This is a genomic window from Mycobacterium sp. (genome assembly GCF_032159775.1).
Lineage (GTDB): Bacteria > Actinomycetota > Actinomycetes > Mycobacteriales > Mycobacteriaceae > Mycobacterium.
Genome location: NZ_JAVHWK010000144.1, coordinates 38,389 through 54,944, shown reverse-complemented (window position 1 = coordinate 54,944; position 16,556 = coordinate 38,389). Strand labels below are relative to the sequence as shown.

Annotated in this window: 15 protein-coding genes, 1 tRNA gene and 1 pseudogene; 12 read left to right on the top strand and 5 right to left on the bottom strand. The window is 62.8% G+C overall.

Annotated features, from left to right (window positions below):
- Positions 1-222 precede the first annotated feature (222 nt).
- A pseudogene (locus QOJ24_RS19955) lies at positions 223-446 on the bottom strand (hypothetical protein).
- Between the two features lie 426 nt (positions 447-872).
- Positions 873-1,229: a hypothetical protein gene (locus tag QOJ24_RS19950; RefSeq protein WP_526264337.1), complete on the bottom strand. Its 357-nt coding sequence runs from the start codon at positions 1,227-1,229 to the stop codon at positions 873-875.
- A 491-nt stretch (positions 1,230-1,720) separates the two neighbouring features.
- Between QOJ24_RS19950 and QOJ24_RS19945 the strand changes: the two genes are divergently transcribed.
- Positions 1,721-2,143, top strand: a complete 423-nt coding sequence (locus QOJ24_RS19945) for a phage holin family protein (protein WP_526264335.1) — start codon at positions 1,721-1,723, stop codon at positions 2,141-2,143.
- Positions 2,140-2,739: a DUF3618 domain-containing protein gene (locus tag QOJ24_RS19940; RefSeq protein WP_526264334.1), complete on the top strand. Its 600-nt coding sequence runs from the start codon at positions 2,140-2,142 to the stop codon at positions 2,737-2,739. The genes QOJ24_RS19945 and QOJ24_RS19940 overlap by 4 nt, the downstream gene beginning before the upstream one ends.
- A gap of 111 nt (positions 2,740-2,850) precedes the next feature.
- Here QOJ24_RS19940 and QOJ24_RS19935 read toward each other — a convergent pair whose 3' ends face one another.
- On the bottom strand, positions 2,851-3,324 hold the full coding sequence (locus QOJ24_RS19935; RefSeq protein ID WP_526264332.1) for a MarR family winged helix-turn-helix transcriptional regulator: 474 nt from the start codon (positions 3,322-3,324) through the stop codon (positions 2,851-2,853).
- A 96-nt stretch (positions 3,325-3,420) separates the two neighbouring features.
- Between QOJ24_RS19935 and QOJ24_RS19930 the strand changes: the two genes are divergently transcribed.
- From QOJ24_RS19930 to QOJ24_RS19895, 8 genes are all read left to right on the top strand, one after another.
- The gene (locus QOJ24_RS19930) at positions 3,421-4,386 is read left to right on the top strand and encodes an NmrA family NAD(P)-binding protein (RefSeq protein WP_526264330.1); all 966 of its coding nucleotides are present in this window, start codon (positions 3,421-3,423) and stop codon (positions 4,384-4,386) included.
- A 343-nt stretch (positions 4,387-4,729) separates the two neighbouring features.
- Positions 4,730-5,815 carry a homoserine O-acetyltransferase MetX gene (gene metX, locus QOJ24_RS19925; RefSeq protein ID WP_526264328.1) on the top strand — a complete coding sequence of 362 codons (1,086 nt, stop codon included), beginning with the start codon at positions 4,730-4,732 and terminating at the stop codon, positions 5,813-5,815.
- Between the two features lie 271 nt (positions 5,816-6,086).
- Entirely contained in the window at positions 6,087-7,067 is a 981-nt protein-coding gene (locus QOJ24_RS19920) for a PLP-dependent cysteine synthase family protein (protein ID WP_526264326.1), read from the top strand.
- A complete protein-coding gene (locus tag QOJ24_RS19915) occupies positions 7,030-8,274 on the top strand; it encodes an LLM class flavin-dependent oxidoreductase (RefSeq protein ID WP_526264351.1) in 1,245 nt (414 codons plus the stop codon). Before QOJ24_RS19920 ends, QOJ24_RS19915 begins: the two co-directional genes overlap by 38 nt.
- Positions 8,275-8,524: 250 nt before the next feature.
- Entirely contained in the window at positions 8,525-10,102 is a 1,578-nt protein-coding gene (locus QOJ24_RS19910) for a sodium:solute symporter family protein (RefSeq protein WP_526264324.1), read from the top strand.
- 28 nt (positions 10,103-10,130) lie between these two features.
- Positions 10,131-10,469, top strand: coding sequence for a hypothetical protein (locus tag QOJ24_RS19905; protein WP_526264322.1), 339 nt, complete (start codon positions 10,131-10,133; stop codon positions 10,467-10,469).
- A complete protein-coding gene (locus tag QOJ24_RS19900; RefSeq protein WP_526264320.1) occupies positions 10,466-11,785 on the top strand; it encodes an LLM class flavin-dependent oxidoreductase in 1,320 nt (439 codons plus the stop codon). Before QOJ24_RS19905 ends, QOJ24_RS19900 begins: the two co-directional genes overlap by 4 nt.
- A 463-nt stretch (positions 11,786-12,248) precedes the next feature.
- Positions 12,249-12,971, top strand: coding sequence for a hypothetical protein (locus QOJ24_RS19895; RefSeq protein WP_526264318.1), 723 nt, complete (start codon positions 12,249-12,251; stop codon positions 12,969-12,971).
- 61 nt (positions 12,972-13,032) lie between these two features.
- Here the strand turns inward: QOJ24_RS19895 and QOJ24_RS19890 are convergent.
- A tRNA-Lys gene (locus QOJ24_RS19890) sits at positions 13,033-13,108 on the bottom strand.
- Positions 13,109-13,267: 159 nt separating this feature from the next.
- On the opposite strand from QOJ24_RS19890, the gene QOJ24_RS19885 reads away from it, so the two are divergent.
- Together QOJ24_RS19885 and QOJ24_RS19880 are read left to right on the top strand one after the other, a co-directional pair.
- Positions 13,268-14,494 (top strand): Ig-like domain-containing protein, encoded by a 1,227-nt coding sequence (locus QOJ24_RS19885; RefSeq protein WP_526264316.1) that lies wholly within the window; start codon positions 13,268-13,270, stop codon positions 14,492-14,494.
- 131 nt (positions 14,495-14,625) lie between these two features.
- On the top strand, positions 14,626-15,159 hold the full coding sequence (locus QOJ24_RS19880) for a hypothetical protein (protein ID WP_526264314.1): 534 nt from the start codon (positions 14,626-14,628) through the stop codon (positions 15,157-15,159).
- A 19-nt stretch (positions 15,160-15,178) separates the two neighbouring features.
- Here the strand turns inward: QOJ24_RS19880 and QOJ24_RS19875 are convergent, their stop codons facing one another.
- A complete protein-coding gene (locus QOJ24_RS19875) occupies positions 15,179-16,465 on the bottom strand; it encodes a serine hydrolase domain-containing protein (protein WP_526264312.1) in 1,287 nt (428 codons plus the stop codon).
- Between the last annotated feature and the right edge of the window lie 91 nt (positions 16,466-16,556).

The window sequence follows — 16,556 nt, the reverse complement described above, 5'->3', positions numbered from 1 at the left end:
GCTTCACAGAGGCGCGTTCGCGTCTCGAACAACAATGGAGTCGCGGCGAAGAGGCGTCTACCGAAGATCTCCGCGTCGCTCTGAAACGCTATCGAGAATTCTTCGACCGCCTGCTCGCGGTTTGACGCTCGACTAGGTAACGCCGGCCAGAACCCATTCGACCCGCACATGGGTCGGATGGGTTCAGTCGTATTGTCTCGAAGCTGCGCGTCGGTCGGGCGCTCAGCCGTGCGGCGCCTCTGAGATCTTGGTGTCTTCCTTGCCGACCGCCTGGCAATAGATTGTCACCGAGGCCTTGGTTGCGGTGATCTCCAGATTCGCCGGGTCCTGACCGCTCTTGTCCTTGAGCATCTTGCTGACTTCGTCTTCTCGTCCTGGGTGAGGAAGTCCTTGCACTTCGTGTCGCCGCCGGTGTTGACGATCTCGGACGCCGAGCAGCCGCTCATTGCGGTCGCCACCGCCGATGCCGCTAGGACGGAGTAGACGATTTGCTTCACTGAGGACCTCTCTCACGGGGACTGGCACGGAGTTAATTCACAGAATGCGCAGATTTGAAACCCTGCCGTGTGCCTGTTCGAGCCTGTGTGGCTGTGGCGGCGTGGGTGAGTGCAATAACCGGCGGGTCCGGTGTCCTCGCCGCTGTCGCTGGAATGCGTCGCCCAGAATTTCGTTTCTCTCACATTTGTTTCCGCGCGCAAAGCTCGGGTAAGCCCTTGACGAGTGGGTCAATTTTGTCGGGCACCGCCTCGGCTTAGGCCATCCACTCCGACTGCACCGCGGTGTTCACCGAGAGCGGCTTCGGACCCGCAACGAGAAGTGAAGGGAAGCAAATGTCGTTACCAAGTGATCGTCCCCAGGGTGGGGTAGGCCCGTTATCGGGTGGCTATCCGGCCGGAGTTCCCGCACCCATCGCGGAGCCTGGACTCAGCGCACAGCGCGCAGAACGTTCGACCGCCGACGTCGCAAAAGATCAGGCTGCTGAGGTCGCTGGGACAGCGCGCGACGCCGGAAAACACGTAGCCGGCGTAGCAGGCGAGCAGGTCGGCGAGGTGGCCTCCGAAGCCACCCATCAGGTCAAGCAGCTTGTGCAACAGACCCGAGGTGAACTCACTGAGCAGGCTGCAACCCAACAGCAACGGGTAGCAGGTGGCTTGCGCTCGCTCAGCAAGGAACTCAGGGCGATGGCTCAGGGTTCCGACCAAGCCGGCATGGCCACCGATCTTGTCCACCAGGCCAGTGAGCGCACCAACGCTGTGGCGTCCTGGCTGGAGCAGCGCGAACCGGGGCACGTGCTAGACGAGGTGACCCGTTTCGCCCGGCAACGCCCTGGAACGTTTCTGGCCCTCGCCGCCGGTGCCGGCTTACTCGTCGGACGTCTCGGTCGTGGTCTGAAAGCAGCCACCGACGACAGCAATGACGGCACGGCGCCACAGCAACCCGCGGATGTCCCGAACGCTCGGTTGGCCGCGCCTAGCGGCCCGGGTTACGACCGAAGCCCGACGCCATTAGCTCCGACGCACCCGCCGACGCCGGGTTACGACCGCACTGGCGGATATGACCCCGCACCCGGTTACCAACCCCCGCGGCAACCGCCCGCCTACCCACCGCCGGCACCGGGATACCAGCAGCCGCAGGCGCCGGCATACCCTCCGCCACCCCGCTTCTCGCCGCAGCCGGGATCGGCTAACCCTCAGGGGCCGAGCGGGCGGGATATAGCTCCGTGAGTGCGCCATACGGCAGTTCGGATACTCCCGACGCGTCGGCGCCGTCGGTGGGCGAATTATTGAGCGAGGTCAGCAGCGACCTCTCTGAGCTCGTGCGCCAGGAGCTGGCGCTGGCCAAGGCCGAAGCAACCCAGACCGCGACCCGCGCAGGGAAGGGCGCAGGCATGCTCGTGGGCGCAGCCCTGGCCGGAGTCTTCGTACTGCTGTTCCTGTCGCTTTCTGGTTGGTGGGCTCTCGGCAACGTCATCGGGCGCTCCTGGTCGGCGTTGGTGGTGATGCTCGTCTGGGCGATCATCGCTGCGGTGCTGGCCGTGGTGGGACGTACCGCTTTAACTGCTGTCAAGGGACTGCCGCGCACTACCGACACCGTCAAGCGCATCCCGGATGCGCTCACCCCACACCCTGAGGAGATCCAATGACCACCAGCAATGACCCCGACCAGATCCGCGCCGAGATCGAGCGCACCCGCAATCGTCTCAGCACCAATGTCGACACCCTGGCCCATGAAGCCAAGCCGAGCACGATGGCTAAGCGTCAGGTCGGCAGGTTAAGTGGCGCGGTCGGCGGGCTACGGGAACGGGTGATGGGCTCGGCTCAAGACAGCACCTCCGCTATCAGCGAATCCGCGCAGTCGGCGGTGTCTTCGGCGGCCGAGGCTGCGCAGTCCGCACCCACCGCTGTGCGCAGGCAGGCGCAAGGCAATCCTCTGGCTGCTGGACTCATCGCGTTCGGCGCGGGGCTGGTGGTGGCCGCATTGATCCCGGCGAGTGAGAAGGAACAACAGGCCGCCGCGGCGGTGAAGGATAAGGCGCAGCCACTTCAGCAGGAAGTAACCGAGGTGGCCAAGGACGCGGTGCAGAACCTGAAAGAGCCTGCGCAACAGGCTGCCCAAGCCGTAAAGGAAACCGCGACCGATGCGGCCGGCACCGTCAAGGAGGAGGGCACGTCAGCCGCGCAGGATGTGCAGGACCACGCCCAGGACGCCAAGCACGCCGTACAAGACAAGCAAGGTTAGCCGCCTGCTGCTGTTCCAAGACCGAACATCAGCCTAGCTCGGCTTCCGTGGCCTGGGCCTGCGAGTGTTATTGGCGCGCAGCGTCCTCGAAGACAACCGCCTTCGCGAGCTTCATCGCGACGATGTGGCGCTTTCGATAGCCACGAGAACGTCGTCGGAGGCCTTGCGCAGCATGGCCAGCCGCTGCGGCCCCAACACGTCGATGAAGAGTTTCCGAACGCGGGCTGCGTTGACGGGAGCCGATGACTCGATCGCGTCTCGGCCCGCGCGGGTTAGCACGACGTCCGGATAACGCGCATTGGACCGGGCCGCGACCTCTCGGCGTACCAATCCGCGTTTCTCCATCCGGCTGAGGTGATGCGACAGCCGGCTCTTCTCCCATTGCGTGGCCTGACCCAACTCGAACGCGCGCATTCGGCCGTCCGGAGCCTCGGAGAGGTTTACGAGTACCTCGAAGTCCGAGCCCGATAACCCGCACTCGCGCTGCAATTGTCCGGCGAGGTGCCGCTCCAATCGGTGATGCATGGTGACGAAGCTGCGCCACGCCGCCAACTCCTTCTCGCTCAGCTGCTCCTCATCTGCCATGACTCATATTCTAGCGCACCGAGTTGACATATCAACTCAAATCGATAGAGTTCGAGCCACCAGATGACATATCAACTCGGAACGATTGGAGAGATCATGACCGACGGAAAGTTGATCGCTGTGGTGGGCGGCACCGGATCGCAGGGTGGCGGCCTGGTACGGGCCATCCTTGACGATCCCGCACGGGAGTTTCGGGTGCGGACGCTCACCCGTAATGCACAATCCGCGAAGGCTCGTGAACTGGCGGCCGCAGGCGCGGAGGTCGTCGAAGCCGACCTTGACGACGGGCCGAGCGTGCGCAACGCGTTCGACGGCGCCGAGGGCGCGTTCGTCGTCACCAACTACTGGGCTGAGCGCTCTCCGAAGGACGAGGCCGAAAGGACAAGGGCCGACATGGAACTCGCGCAGGCGGACATCGCCGCGCTGGCGGCCAAGCAGGCCGGCGTCAGTCACGTGATCTGGTCGACTCTCGAGGACACCCGCGACGTCCTCGGCGCCGACGACCGTGTGCCCACTGTCGATCAGCGATACAAGGTGCCACACTTCGACGCCAAGGCCGAGGCGGACGCGGTGTTCCGCGAATACGACGTGCCAACAACATTCCTACGCACCACCTTCTTCTTCGAGAGCTTCGCCGGCGGCGTCGGCCCGACGCGGGCCGGCGACGGCGCACTCGTGCTCACGCTGCCGATGGCTGACCAGCCGCTGTCCGGCGTCGCTGTCGCCGACATCGGCAAGACCGCGCTGGGCATCTTCAAGCGCGGCGCCGACCTCATCGGCGAGACGGTGAGCATTGCGGGTGACCACTTGACCGGCGAGCAGTACGCGTCGGCGTTCAGCGATGCCTTTGGTGAAGCGGTCACCTACCGGCCAATGAGCTGGGAAGACTTTCGCGGGCAGGGCTTCCCCGGCGCGGTCGAGATGGGCAACATGTTCCAGTACTACGCGCAGAACTCGGCACGCTTCGTCGGCGATCGGGACCTGGCGGCAGTGCGCGAGCTCAATCCGGCACTGCAGTCGTTTCGCGACTGGCTCGCCGGGGCCGAGCTTCAAATCCCCTGAGCCAATTCGGAAATCGCCCGGTGAATCGTCGGCCGTCCCTGGCCGGAGGAGGAGCGCCGCGGCGTCGTCTTTGACTCGACGCGGCCGACGATTAGTTCGGACCAAGGAAAGTGAAACTATTTCTGGTGTTGTCAACCTGGTGTGCAATCTAGGCGTTGCAGCACAGTGCTCTCGTCAGCTCGAGATCTTGTGGAGCACTCTGGCTAGCGACATCGAGAACTGCGCTGACTAGGAGAGTGCCCCGGCAATGAGTGCTCGGAGCGCAAATCACGTTCCCGCACTCACAGCTGCGGCTCCTCCGGTGCGCATCGATCAGGATGTGGCGGCTGACACGGCGATATCGGTGCAGGGCGCCACCGCAACGTTCCGGTCTCGCGGTGCGTGGGCCGCAATCGGCGATCTCGTCCTGGAATCCGGTGCGCTTCTTCCGGACGTACGCCTGTTTCACGAGGCGTTCGGCAATCTTGCCGACGATAAAAGCAATGCGGTCTTGGTGTTCCACGGCCTCGCTGCTAACAGTCACCTTGCACGCGACACAGTCACACAGGATCCGGGCTGGTGGTCCGGCGTGGTGGGGCCGGGCCTCGGCCTAGACACCGAACGCCTGTGCGTGATCTCTGCCAACATCCTCGGCGGATGCTACGGATCGACGGGCCCCACGAGCATCGCACCGGACGGCCAGCCCTGGGCGAGCCGGTTTCCGCCGCTGACTATCCGCGACCAGGTAGCGGCAGCGGTGCGGCTGGGCGAGACACTCGGGATCACCACATGGGCAGGGGTTGTGGGTGTGTCATTTGGTGGTATGCATGCTCTCGAATGGCATGTGGCCGAACAGGGTAGGGCCGAACGTGTGGCGGTAGTCGCGGCGCCCTGGGCGACGACCGCCGAACAACTCGCGACCAACACCATGCAGACCGAGATCGTAAAACTGGACCCGGAATTCCGCGACGGGTTCTACCTCCGACTCGGCACCCGACCGCGGTCCGGCCTTGCACTTGCCCGGCAGGTGGGGATGCTGCAGTACCGCGCTCGCGACGAGTTCAACGAGCGCTTCGGCCGCGTGCGTCAGGATCTTGACGAGGGACCGTACGCTATCGAGTCGTATTTTCGTGCGAACGGGGCGAAATTCGCCGAATCGTTTGACGCTAACAGCTTCATCACGCTCAACGGCGCCAAGAGCTCGCACGATATCGGGCGTGGCCGCGGGAGCCCCGAATGCGCGCTGCAATCGTCAGCGGCTCCCCTTCTCGTGGTCAGCATCGAATCCGACCGTCTCTTTCCGTTGGCTCAACAGCGGTTCATTGCACGTCACTCGCCCGGTAGCGTCAGCGGAGATGAACCAGTGGTGCTCCACAGCGGGCACGGCCATGACGCGTTTCTCATCGACCAAGCGTGGATGAGCCGCACCCTCGGCGAGTTCCTCTGCTGACGGGGGTACCGGGTCCCTGTCTTCTAGGCGGCTTCGATTCACCGTGCTTTTATCCGTTTCGCGGTCTAGCGGGGCCTTGCTACCTTGCCTATCGGCCCCCGGGCCTTTCTCCCGTGACGGTGCTCGGTCGACAGGCTGAATAGGCGTGCAGGAGTGTGAAACTCGTCGCACGCTTCCTACCGCTTCCGCGCTCGTCGCTGCACCTGCATGGCACGACGCATCCGCTTCAGCGATGCGACTACCACTTCGACGAAAACGGATACGAGATAACGTGGCAACTGCTCAGAAGCGAATCTTCGACGACGTCACACAAACTGTGGGAAGCACTCCCATCGTGCGTTTGAACAATCGTCTTGCTGTCGACGGCACAGAGCTGCTGTTGAAGCTCGAGTACTACAACCCAACAGCCAGCGTGAAAGACCGGCTGTCCGTGGGTGCAATCAACTTCGCGGAGAAGAGCGGGAAACTGCGACCAGGCGGCACGATTGTCGCTGCAAGCAGCGGAAACCTCGGGATCGGACTGGCCGCCGCGGGGGCCAGCCGCGGTTATCGCGTTGTCATCGTCATATACGAGGACACAAGTTACGAGCGGAAAGTCGTCGTACAGAACCTCGGGGCGGATCTTGTCCTGACGCCGAAAGAAGACGGCGTGCGAGGGTCGGTCGAGGAAGCCGAGAGAATCGCCAGCAAGACTCCCGGCGCATTCTTCGTGAATCAGTTCATCATTCCCATCAACCGCGAAGTACATCGGGAAACGACTGGACCTGAAATCTGGGAGGACACCGCTGGAGATGTCGACGCAGTAGTAATCGGCGTCGGGTCGGGCGGGACGATCAGCGGTGTCGGATCCTTCCTGAAGGAGAAGAATCCGGGTATCAAGGTCTTCGCGGTCGAACCCGACAATTCCGCAGTCCTGAGCGGCGAGAAGTTCAGTGCACACAAGATCTACGGCTTAGGTCCCAACTTCAAGAGTCCCAATTTCGCAGACGAAGTAGTCGACGAAATTCTCCGAGTCACCGAGGACGACGCGGCTGCCACTGCCAGGCAGCTCGCCAGACACGCCGGAATCCCCGCCGGCCTCAGCGGCGGAGCCTCGGTAGCTGCGGCCAGACACGTCGCCGAACGCCGGGACCCGTCCATCCGAACGATCGTCACTCTTGTTCCCGATTCCGCAGATCGCTACATATCAAGCTTTCTCTTTCAGGACGCATTCGATGAGAACGGGGTGCTTCGCGCGCATGTCGGTGTTTGAACAAGCGATCGATAGTCAGAGTCACGCTCAGCTTGAAGCGCGTGCGGCGCGCCTCCGGCAACCGGGCAAGCAGTTCAAACTGGGGTTCTTCACTCAGGTGCCGAGCCGAGCCGACCAGCCGGCGCGACGCACATACGACGAACTCGTCGAAAGCATTGTGGCCGCCGAGGACATCGGATACGACAGCGTGTGGATCGGGCAGCACCATTTCAGCCCCGAGGATGGTGGTGTTCCATCTCCTCTGGTCGTGCTAGCCGCGGTCGCGGCACGGACCAAGCGGATCCATCTGGGCACAGCCGTCATCGCTTTGCCGTTCGAGCACCCGATCAGACTCGCTGAGGATCTCGCAGTGCTGGACGAGATATCCGGGGGCCGAGTCCAGATCGGATTAGGGGGAGCCCGAGGAGATCTGCAGGCTTTCAACACGTTTGGAGTCGACTTCTCGGCAAGGCACGACCTATTCGATCGGAATCTCGAAGTCCTTCAACATTTGCTAGATGGCCGGAGCTGCGCCGAGTTCGCCCAGCCTCCGAACGTCGGCGGGGAGGACGCCGCTACTCCAGTGGACGGCATGTCGTCAGAGGAGCTATCGGCCTCCGATGCGGTTGCCGGACTACAGGCTTCAGCGGACGTGGAGCCGAAGCGTCTCTTTCCCCGCGCGCCGAGTCTCCGGAGCAGGGTGTGGCAGACAGCCAGCAGCGAGGACAGAGCTCGGAAGATCGCGCGAAATGGGAACGGGCTCATGATCGGCGCGTTCCACGACCACGTCATTTTCCATCAGCTTCGATTCATAGTCGGCTACCTCGAAGAGTGGCTGACAATCAACGGAAATCTCGACGAGGCGCGCGTAGGTGCACAGCGGTTCACGTATCACGGTGAGAGTGCAGACGCGATAGCGGCAGAACTCGGCGCTCATGTGTCGGCGACTCAGAAGACTCTGGAAGCCCGTTTCCCGCAACTCGCATCGCTGTCTACGAAAGAGTATCTACGGTCGGTGACACGGTCCGGCACCTCTCGAGATATCGTGCAGCAGCTTTTGAAAGATCCCGCGTTGTTGGGGTTCGTGACCGACTTCTTCCCCACGACAGGATTGTTCCCGTCGGTCAGGGAAGGTACTTCGGGAGCCGACCTCGATGTCGAACGGTTGCGTGTGTTCGCCGAGGAGATTGCGCCGGAGCTCGGCTGGAAGCCCGCTGCCCACCAATGACTGCCATGCGACTCGAGGACTCCCCGTAGCGAGACCTTCCTCACCAATCCTGCTGATAATCAGTTTGATTCGTCGGGCGCTGTTCTATTCGCCGCGATTCAAATGATTAACGCGCATGCCTGCGGTACCTACGCTTTAAGTGTCTGCCCTCTTGCTGACGGACAAGGAGTCGAGGTGCCTCGGACTCCGCGCGTTGACTAGCGCCCGGCAGTCGCCGTCACGCTTCAGTACCCACCTAAGGAGACCTCCCTTGCCACAGCTCGAATTTATCCAACAGTCAGGCGCACTGGGATATGCCCTGTTGTTCGGTCCGGGCATCGTCCTGTTACTCATCGCCCTCGCGGTGAAGGGCGCCGTCAAGACGACACACAACTTCGTGATCTCGGGCCGGCTGCTCGGATTCGGCTTCGGGGTGGCGTCGCTCATCTCGGTGTGGACGTGGTCGATGGCGGTCATGCTGTCGTCCGCGCAGGCTTACACCTGGGGCACCTCGGGACTCGTCTGGTTCATCGTGCCCAACGGGCTCGCGGTTATCATCATGGTGCCGTTCGCCTTGAAACTTCGCCAGAAGATGCCCGCCGGCTACACGCTTGCGGAGTTCATCCGGGCACGGTTCCAGAACAGCATCAGCAGTGTGGCGACTCTAGTCTTCCTGATCGGTGCGCTGCTCGGCGTCATCATGATTAACCTGGCCGGCCTGGTGCTGGTGATGAACAAGATCTTCGGACTCACCCCGATCAGCATCGTGATCACCGGCATCATCGTCGTCACCGTCTACTCCTACTTCGGTGGGCTCACCACTTCCGCAGTGACCGGCACGCTGAACACACTTCTGCTCGGAGTCGGGTCATCGGTAGTGGTTCTCTACGCCTTGGCCAAGGCAGGAGGGGCGGGGCTGGTCTTCAACGAAGTTCAGGCACTCGGCGATCAGCACCTCAATCCCTTCAACCCGGTCACCGCTGCGAGCTTCGGTCTCGCGTTAGCACTCGGCCTGCTCACCAATGTCATTGCAGACCAGTCCTTCTGGCAGCGCGTTTGGGCGATCCGGCCCAAGGATCTCGGCCGCAGCTTCCTTTGGGCAGGCGTCTGGTTCTATCCCATTCCACTGGCGCTGGGCCTACTGGGATTCATCGGTGTCGCCTATGGCGTGACACCCGAACAGCTGGGGTCGCTCGGGGCGGGTGCGATCGGCCCGCACGTCATCGCCAGCCTCGGCTTGCCGATATTCATCATCGCGCTCTACACCCTTGTGGTCGTCAACGCGTGCTTCGCAGCCATCGACGGCGCGCTCTCAGGTGTTACGTCGCTGGTGGCCGTCGACATCGTCCATCGCTACTGGCCGCAGGTCTCCGAGCGCAAGCTCCTCACCATCACCAAGACCAGCATGATCGTCGCAGCCGCGATCGCCGGCGGCGTGGTGCTGACAGGGATCGATTACGTGAATCTTGTTACCACGGTGTACTTCTACGGAACGAGCCTGCTCATCCCGGTCACGCTGAGCATCTTCTGGTCGCGCATGACCGGAACCGGATATGTCGCCGGCGTGGTTGCGGGCATCGTCGTCGGTGGGCCGCTGCGCGAGACGCTTGGGCCGACGTACGGCCCTCTCTTCGGCATCATCGGCCTGATCGTGGCATCGGCCGTCGTATCGATCGTGGTGAGCCTGCGCGCCAACTCGCGGTTCGACTTCGACAGCTTGGCGGAGGGAAAGCCAGTGCTGCTGGAGCGGGAAGGCGCGAGAGCACCGAAGAAGGTCGCCGAGGAGCCTGAAAAGCCCGCGGCGGCGACCGACGACGACGTCCTCGTCGAGCCCGCCGGACAGCAGTAATCACACCGCTCACCAGAAAGGCATTGTCATGACCATCTTCTACATCGGTGCGACCATCGGTTTGGTCCTCGCCGTGATTTACCTGATCGTCGGAGCCAAGAGCTTCCTGCGGATCCGACGAGAACTGGCAAGCAACAACGACATTGCGATCGAGGAAGAGATCGATGCATCCGAGGTCGCGCTCGTTCCCGGGTTCACCTGGAAGGCGACGCTGGCGGTTCTGACATCGTTCGTCCTGTTGATTGCCGCGTCCTATAGCGGCGTGTTCTGGTACGTGCTCGCGTTGAGCGGGCTGGGCACCGCGGCGGCAGTGATCATCGCGTTCGTTCTCGAGCTGCGCGGCGACCGCACCGGGACGGTGGCATGACCAAGAAGAAGGCCCATCTGCTCGGCTTCGTCCAGCACGGGGTGATGAACCACGCGTCGACGATGTGGGCGCATCCTCGCGACAAGGTCGGCTATCACTGGTCACGTCCGGAATACTGGCGCGACCTCGGCAGGATCATGGAACGGGGACTATTCGACGCGATGTTCATCGCCGACGAGCTGGCTCCGTACACCACCTACAAGGGCAATTCGGATCCGGTGGTGAAGTACGCCGGGCAGTGTCCGGTTCACGAGCCCGCAACTCTGGTGCCGATCATCGGGGCGTTCACCAAACACCTCGGGATCGGCATCACGTTGTCCACTTCCTTTGTGCCGCCGTACATGATGGCCCGCCACCTGTCCACGCTCGACCACCTGACGAATGGCCGCGTCGGCTGGAACATCGTGACGTCGTACTCCAAGAGCGAGTTCCAAGCGATGGGCAAGGACAACCTGACGCCCCGCGACAAGCGCTACGAGGTGGTCGAGGAGTACATGGAGATCCTCTACCAGCTCTGGGATTCCTGGGATGACGACGCGATCGTCTACGACCGGGAGAACGGTGTCTTCGCTGACCCGTCGAAGGTGCGCGAGATCGACTTCCATGGCGAGTTCTTCAAGTCCAAAGGAAGGCATTTCGTCGCGCCGTCGCCGCAGAAGCGCCCGGTGCTGTGGCAGGCAGGCTCGTCGGATCAGGGCCGCGAATTCGCCTCCAAACACGCCGAATCCGTGTTCGGCATCTTTCCGACGCCCAAGAGCATGCGGGCGTACGCCGATGACATCCGTACTCGTGCTGACGACCACGGGCGCGATCCGGAGTCGGTGAAATTGATCTACGGCCTGCAGACCATCATCGACCGCGACAAGTCTCGTGCGAACGACAAGTACGGCGAGTTCGTCGAGAACGTACAGATCGAGAGTGCACTGGGAATCCTTTCGGGCCATACCGGATTCGACTTCTCCACGCTGGGGCTGGACGACAACGTCGTCGACGCCGATGTGCAGGGGATCCGGGGGCTGTTCGACGCCATCCTCGAGGCCAAGGACGGCGCACCGGTGACGGTGCGTGAGGCGGCGCAGATCTACGGTGTGTCGATGGGCGCCCCGGTCGCGGTCGGCACACCGTCGGATGTTGCCGATCAGATGGAGCAGTACCTCGACGCGGGCGGCTGTAACGGGTTCATGTTGCTCGCCAGCGACACGCCGGGCTGCTTCAACGACGTGACCGAGTTACTGGTACCTGAGCTGCAGCGGCGCGGACGGTATCGGACGCGCTATCCCGGAACGACGCTGCGGGAAAGCCTGCAGGAGTACTAATCGCGCGCGCCCACCCAGCTGTGCAGCGGGCGACCCCCTCGACCAGGCCCTTGCCGGTCACGCGGACGACCGGTAATCATCAGCGTCCCTGCAGCTTCGTCGTAATCAGTCCACCGCAACCCGAGGAGCTCGCCGCGCCGAAGGTCAGTCGCGATGAGGATCGTGAAGGGGTCGGCCAGATCATGCTGGCGCAGTAGTCGGAGGAGCGCATGCGGACCTGACGAAACAAGTCCGCGGCGGGGCGCCGTACCATCGCGCTGCCGCGGTTCGCCATCAGTGTGCTCGCCGCGCGGCGTAAGTTGCCGTATTTCGGGGGCGTCCGACGATCATCTTCCCGTCGACGTCCAAATTGCAGATCAGAGCACCGCTGCGTACCAAAACATAGGGAAACGCCTGATTTCTCCGACCTATAGGTATGCGTAGCATCTGACCCAGCATCGGAGGCGACCCCTAGGAGAGCGCCATGTTTGTAACGAAGATCGTCGACAGCTGTGCGCTGCTGGCCGCCGCAGTGGCCCTGAGTACCGGGGGGTTGCTGGCGTCGCCGACGGCGCACGCTGCTGCGAACTGCACGGTCGATGGCCAATACTTCGTCATCCACCAAGACAACGGCGTCGATATAAAGGTCGCCTCCAACGGATCCGAGCTGGGACCGAACGCACTCTCAAACAAGGGAAATGACATGGGCCCGGGTGGGACTGTCACTGGCAGAATCACCGGGCGCAAGATCGACTTCTCGGTGACCTGGTACACCAACCAATATGGTCTGCAGGGTGACCCCGGAACAGCGCATTTCACCGGCTTCATCGGCGACAACCTTGCCGACGGCAACTCGACCGGTGCTGCGTACAACGTGGCCCGCGAAGACGAAGTCACAACGTTCTGGGCTGCTTCTCACTGGAACTCGGTGGGCTACCCCTTCATCTGCACTGCCGACGACAAGCCGGCTACCGATCCGAAGGCGCTGGGGGAGGCCACGGTCATCGCCGATACCGACATCTACGACAAGCCCGACGGCAAAGGGAAGAAGATCGGCACCCTGCTTGTCGGCGAAGTGCACCCGGTGATGGAACCGTGCCGGAACGACTGGTGTCGTGTCGGCCGGATCGAACTCGGTGGCTACGAGGGGCTGCCGAACGGAACGGCCTGGGTCTACAGCAAGGGCTTTCTGACGTTCTCCCCGTGAGTGGGTACATCCTCGAGTACACCCCGTGTACCTCGCGAAGCACCCCAGAAACATAGAGCCCTGGTGCGCCGTCAGGGTTTCGAACCCCGGACCCGCTGATTAAGAGTCAGCTGCTCTACCAACTGAGCTAACGGCGCGCGAGTGCGACAATAACAGGCCCCGTCGCGGAGGAGGAAATCCCTTTCCGGCCCCCCACCTGAGCAGACTCTCAGCGAAGTCGCGCAGAGTCCCAGGTTGCCCTTAGACTATTGCCAAGAATCTCGGTGAGCACGAGCCGTTACGAGTTGGAGCACAGTATGAGGCAGGTCAATGATATGGCGCGTCCGCGCCGTTTCCGTGCCTGTTTGATGGCCATCGCGGTGCTGCCGGCCCTGGTCCTGGGCCTCAGCGCGTGCGGCGGCAACTCTGCTCCGCCGCAACCGCAGGTCATCAACGACAAGGGCACCCCCTTCGGTGACCTACTGGTGCCCAAGCTCACCGCATCGGTCAAGGACGGCGCCGTGGGTGTGACGGTGGATCAGCCCGTGACGGTGGGCGCCGAGGACGGAGTCCTCGGGGCGGTCTCGATGGTCAACGACGACGAAGGCACCCCGGTCGCCGGTGAGCTGAGTCCCGACGGCCTGACATGGCACACCACCGAGCCGCTCGGCTACAACACGCGCTATACGCTGCAGGCGCAGTCGCTCGGCCTCGGCGGTGCCGCGAGCCAACAGATGACTTTCCAGACGCACTCGCCAGAGAACCTGACGATGCCGTACCTGTTGCCGAACGACGGCGAGGTCGTCGGCATCGGTCAACCCGTCGCCGTCCGATTCGACGAGAACATTCCCAACCGGCTAGCAGCACAGCGGGCGATCACCGTCACGACGAACCCGCCCGTCGAAGGTGCCTTCTACTGGCTCAGCAACCGCGAAGTGCGTTGGCGCCCAGCTCAATACTGGAAGCCGGGCACGACGGTGGACGTCGCCGTCAACACCTACGGCGTCGACCTCGGAGACGGCCTGTTCGGCCAGGAGAACATGACTACGCACTTCACCATCGGTGACGAGGTGATCGCGACCGCCGACGACAACACCAAGACGCTGACCATCAGGCGCAACGGCGAGGTCGAAAAGACGATGCCGATCTCTATGGGCAAGAACAACACCCCCACCAACAACGGCACCTACATCGTCGGTGACCGGTTCGGGCACCTGGTGATGGACTCGTCGACCTACGGCGTGCCTTCGAATTCGCCCAACGGATACCGCACCGAGGTGGACTACGCCACTCAGATCTCCTACAGCGGCATCTACGTGCACGCCGCGCCGTGGTCGGTCGGCAGCCAGGGCTACAGCAATGTCAGCCACGGCTGTCTGAACGTCAGCACCAGCAATGCGCAGTGGTTCTACAACAACACCAAGCGTGGCGACATCGTCGAGATCTCCAACACCGTCGGGTCGATCCTGCCCGGCGAGGACGGCCTCGGCGACTGGAACATTCCGTGGGATCAGTGGCGGGCGGGTAACGCCAACGTCGAATGACGCCGACGAGACGGTTGGCGGCGATCGCAGCGGCGTGCATTGTGGCGATGACCGTGTCCTGCGTTTCGTCTACGCACGACTCCGTGGCGCCGGGTAGCAGCGAAGCGTCGCCGAAGCCAGAGTTCACCCAAGTGACCAGCTCGATGTTCGTTGATCAGTCGGCTGCTCCGAACAGTGCCGCAACGGAATTCACGGCCCCGAGTATCGAGAATCTGACGCCAGGATCGCGGGAACCCGTCGATCCTCCAGAGTGCGCGCCGATCTTTTGGGGGCCGAATTCCACTCAAGTGGGATCTGTCTCGTGGTCGACGACGATCGCCGCCGACATGTCGTCGATCGACCAACTCAAAGTCTTTAATCTGTTTCTATCGGTGCCCGTCGAGCGGCCAGACTTCGTGAGCACGCTTGGCAAGTGTGGAACGGTCACCTATCAAGGCGTCGCGACAAAAGCGTCGCTCCTGCACTTGCGTGGGGTGCCGAATTGGGCCACCGCAACCCGGATCATCTCGCAAGGGGCCGACGGTGCCGGGATCATCGGTCTTTGCCGTGGCCTTTTCGTCTCCGTGGCATTTACTCAGAAGCCCGGCGGCGACCTCTCGCCAGATGACACGAACGCTTTGGTGAAGCTCTTCAACGATCAGGTGGCAAAGCTAGAAGCGATCTAGAAGGACAGTTTCCTAACTATCACCTCGTGGTGGTCGCAGTGGGCGTCGGCGCTAGCGACAGGCCGGTGTAGATCTCGTCCAGCATGGTCGGCAGAAGCGCCTGGGCTGTCGTTTTGTCGTCCGGCGAGATCGTCAGGTTCGTCCAAATCACTAGTGACACATCGTTGTCCGGGTCATACCCCATGAAGGAGTTGAAGCCGGGCATCTCACCGCCGTGGTAGTACATCGAGGCGGTCGGACTGAAGCGTTGGTACGAGATGCCGTACCCGTACTTCTGCCCGTCCGGGTTCTCCGGGTCTTCGGCTTGCACACTGTCGAGCCACTGCTTCTGATAGTCGGCGTTGAAGACCTTGCCCGACACCAGGTCCCGAATCCAGGTCGCCAAGTTGTCGGCTGTGGAGATGACGCCGCCTGCCGCGTGGGCATAGGACGCGTTCTGGTTCGTGTAGTCGATGGGCTTCAACGTCCCGGCCTTCGCGGCGGCCTTGATGTCGGCAGGGTAGGGGTCGTCGACCATCGCGTGGGCCGACCCCCCATACATGTATCCGTGCGAGTACCGAGTCGGAACCGACGTGTCGTCGATGGCTGGTAGTGACGTCTGCTGCAGGCCCAACGGCCCGAACAGCCGGTCCCGCAGCTGATCTTGCAACGGACGACTGCCTGCCTTCTCCGCGATCAACCCCAGCAGCGCGTAGTTGGTGTTGTTGTACTCGTAGGCCGTGTTCGGCGGGTCGTTGGGCGGATGCGCGAACGCGATCGCCAGCACCTCCTGGGGGGTCCACGCTCCCGCGAGGTTTGCGTCCAGCTGGGCCGAGAACGCAGGCGCGTTCGTGTAGTTGTATAGCCCGCTGCGCATCGTCAGGAGTTCGGCGACTGTGATGTTGGCGCCGTTGGGGACGTCGGGTACGTAGTCGGACACCGGGTCGGTGAACTTGAGCTTGCCGTCCTGGGCCAGCAGCACGACGAGTGCGGCGGTCATGGTCTTGGAGTTCGACGCGATCCGGAAATGCGTGTTCACATCGGGCGGCGTCTGCTTGCCCAGCTCGGCCGTGCCGACCGCCGCGGTGTAGCTGCCCTGCGGCGTACGGATGGCAACGACCGCGCCGGGCACGAGCATCTCTTTTGTCGCCCTCTCCACGACGGCTTGAAGCGCCGCCTGATCGATGGGCTTGAGCGCCGATGACGCTGACGGCGAGCCTGCCGTCGTCGTCGTGCCCGAATCCGTTTTGGTCGGCGGCGTCGATGAGCAGGCGGCCACCAGGAGGGCGGCGCACGTCGTCACAACGGCAGTCCTCGCGATGCTCATGGGAATGCTCCTCGCCGCCGGATCGTGTCCGGAGCCTAGGTCGGCACAAGCCGTGACGGACAGCGAAAGAAAAAAGTCGGAGGGCTAAATA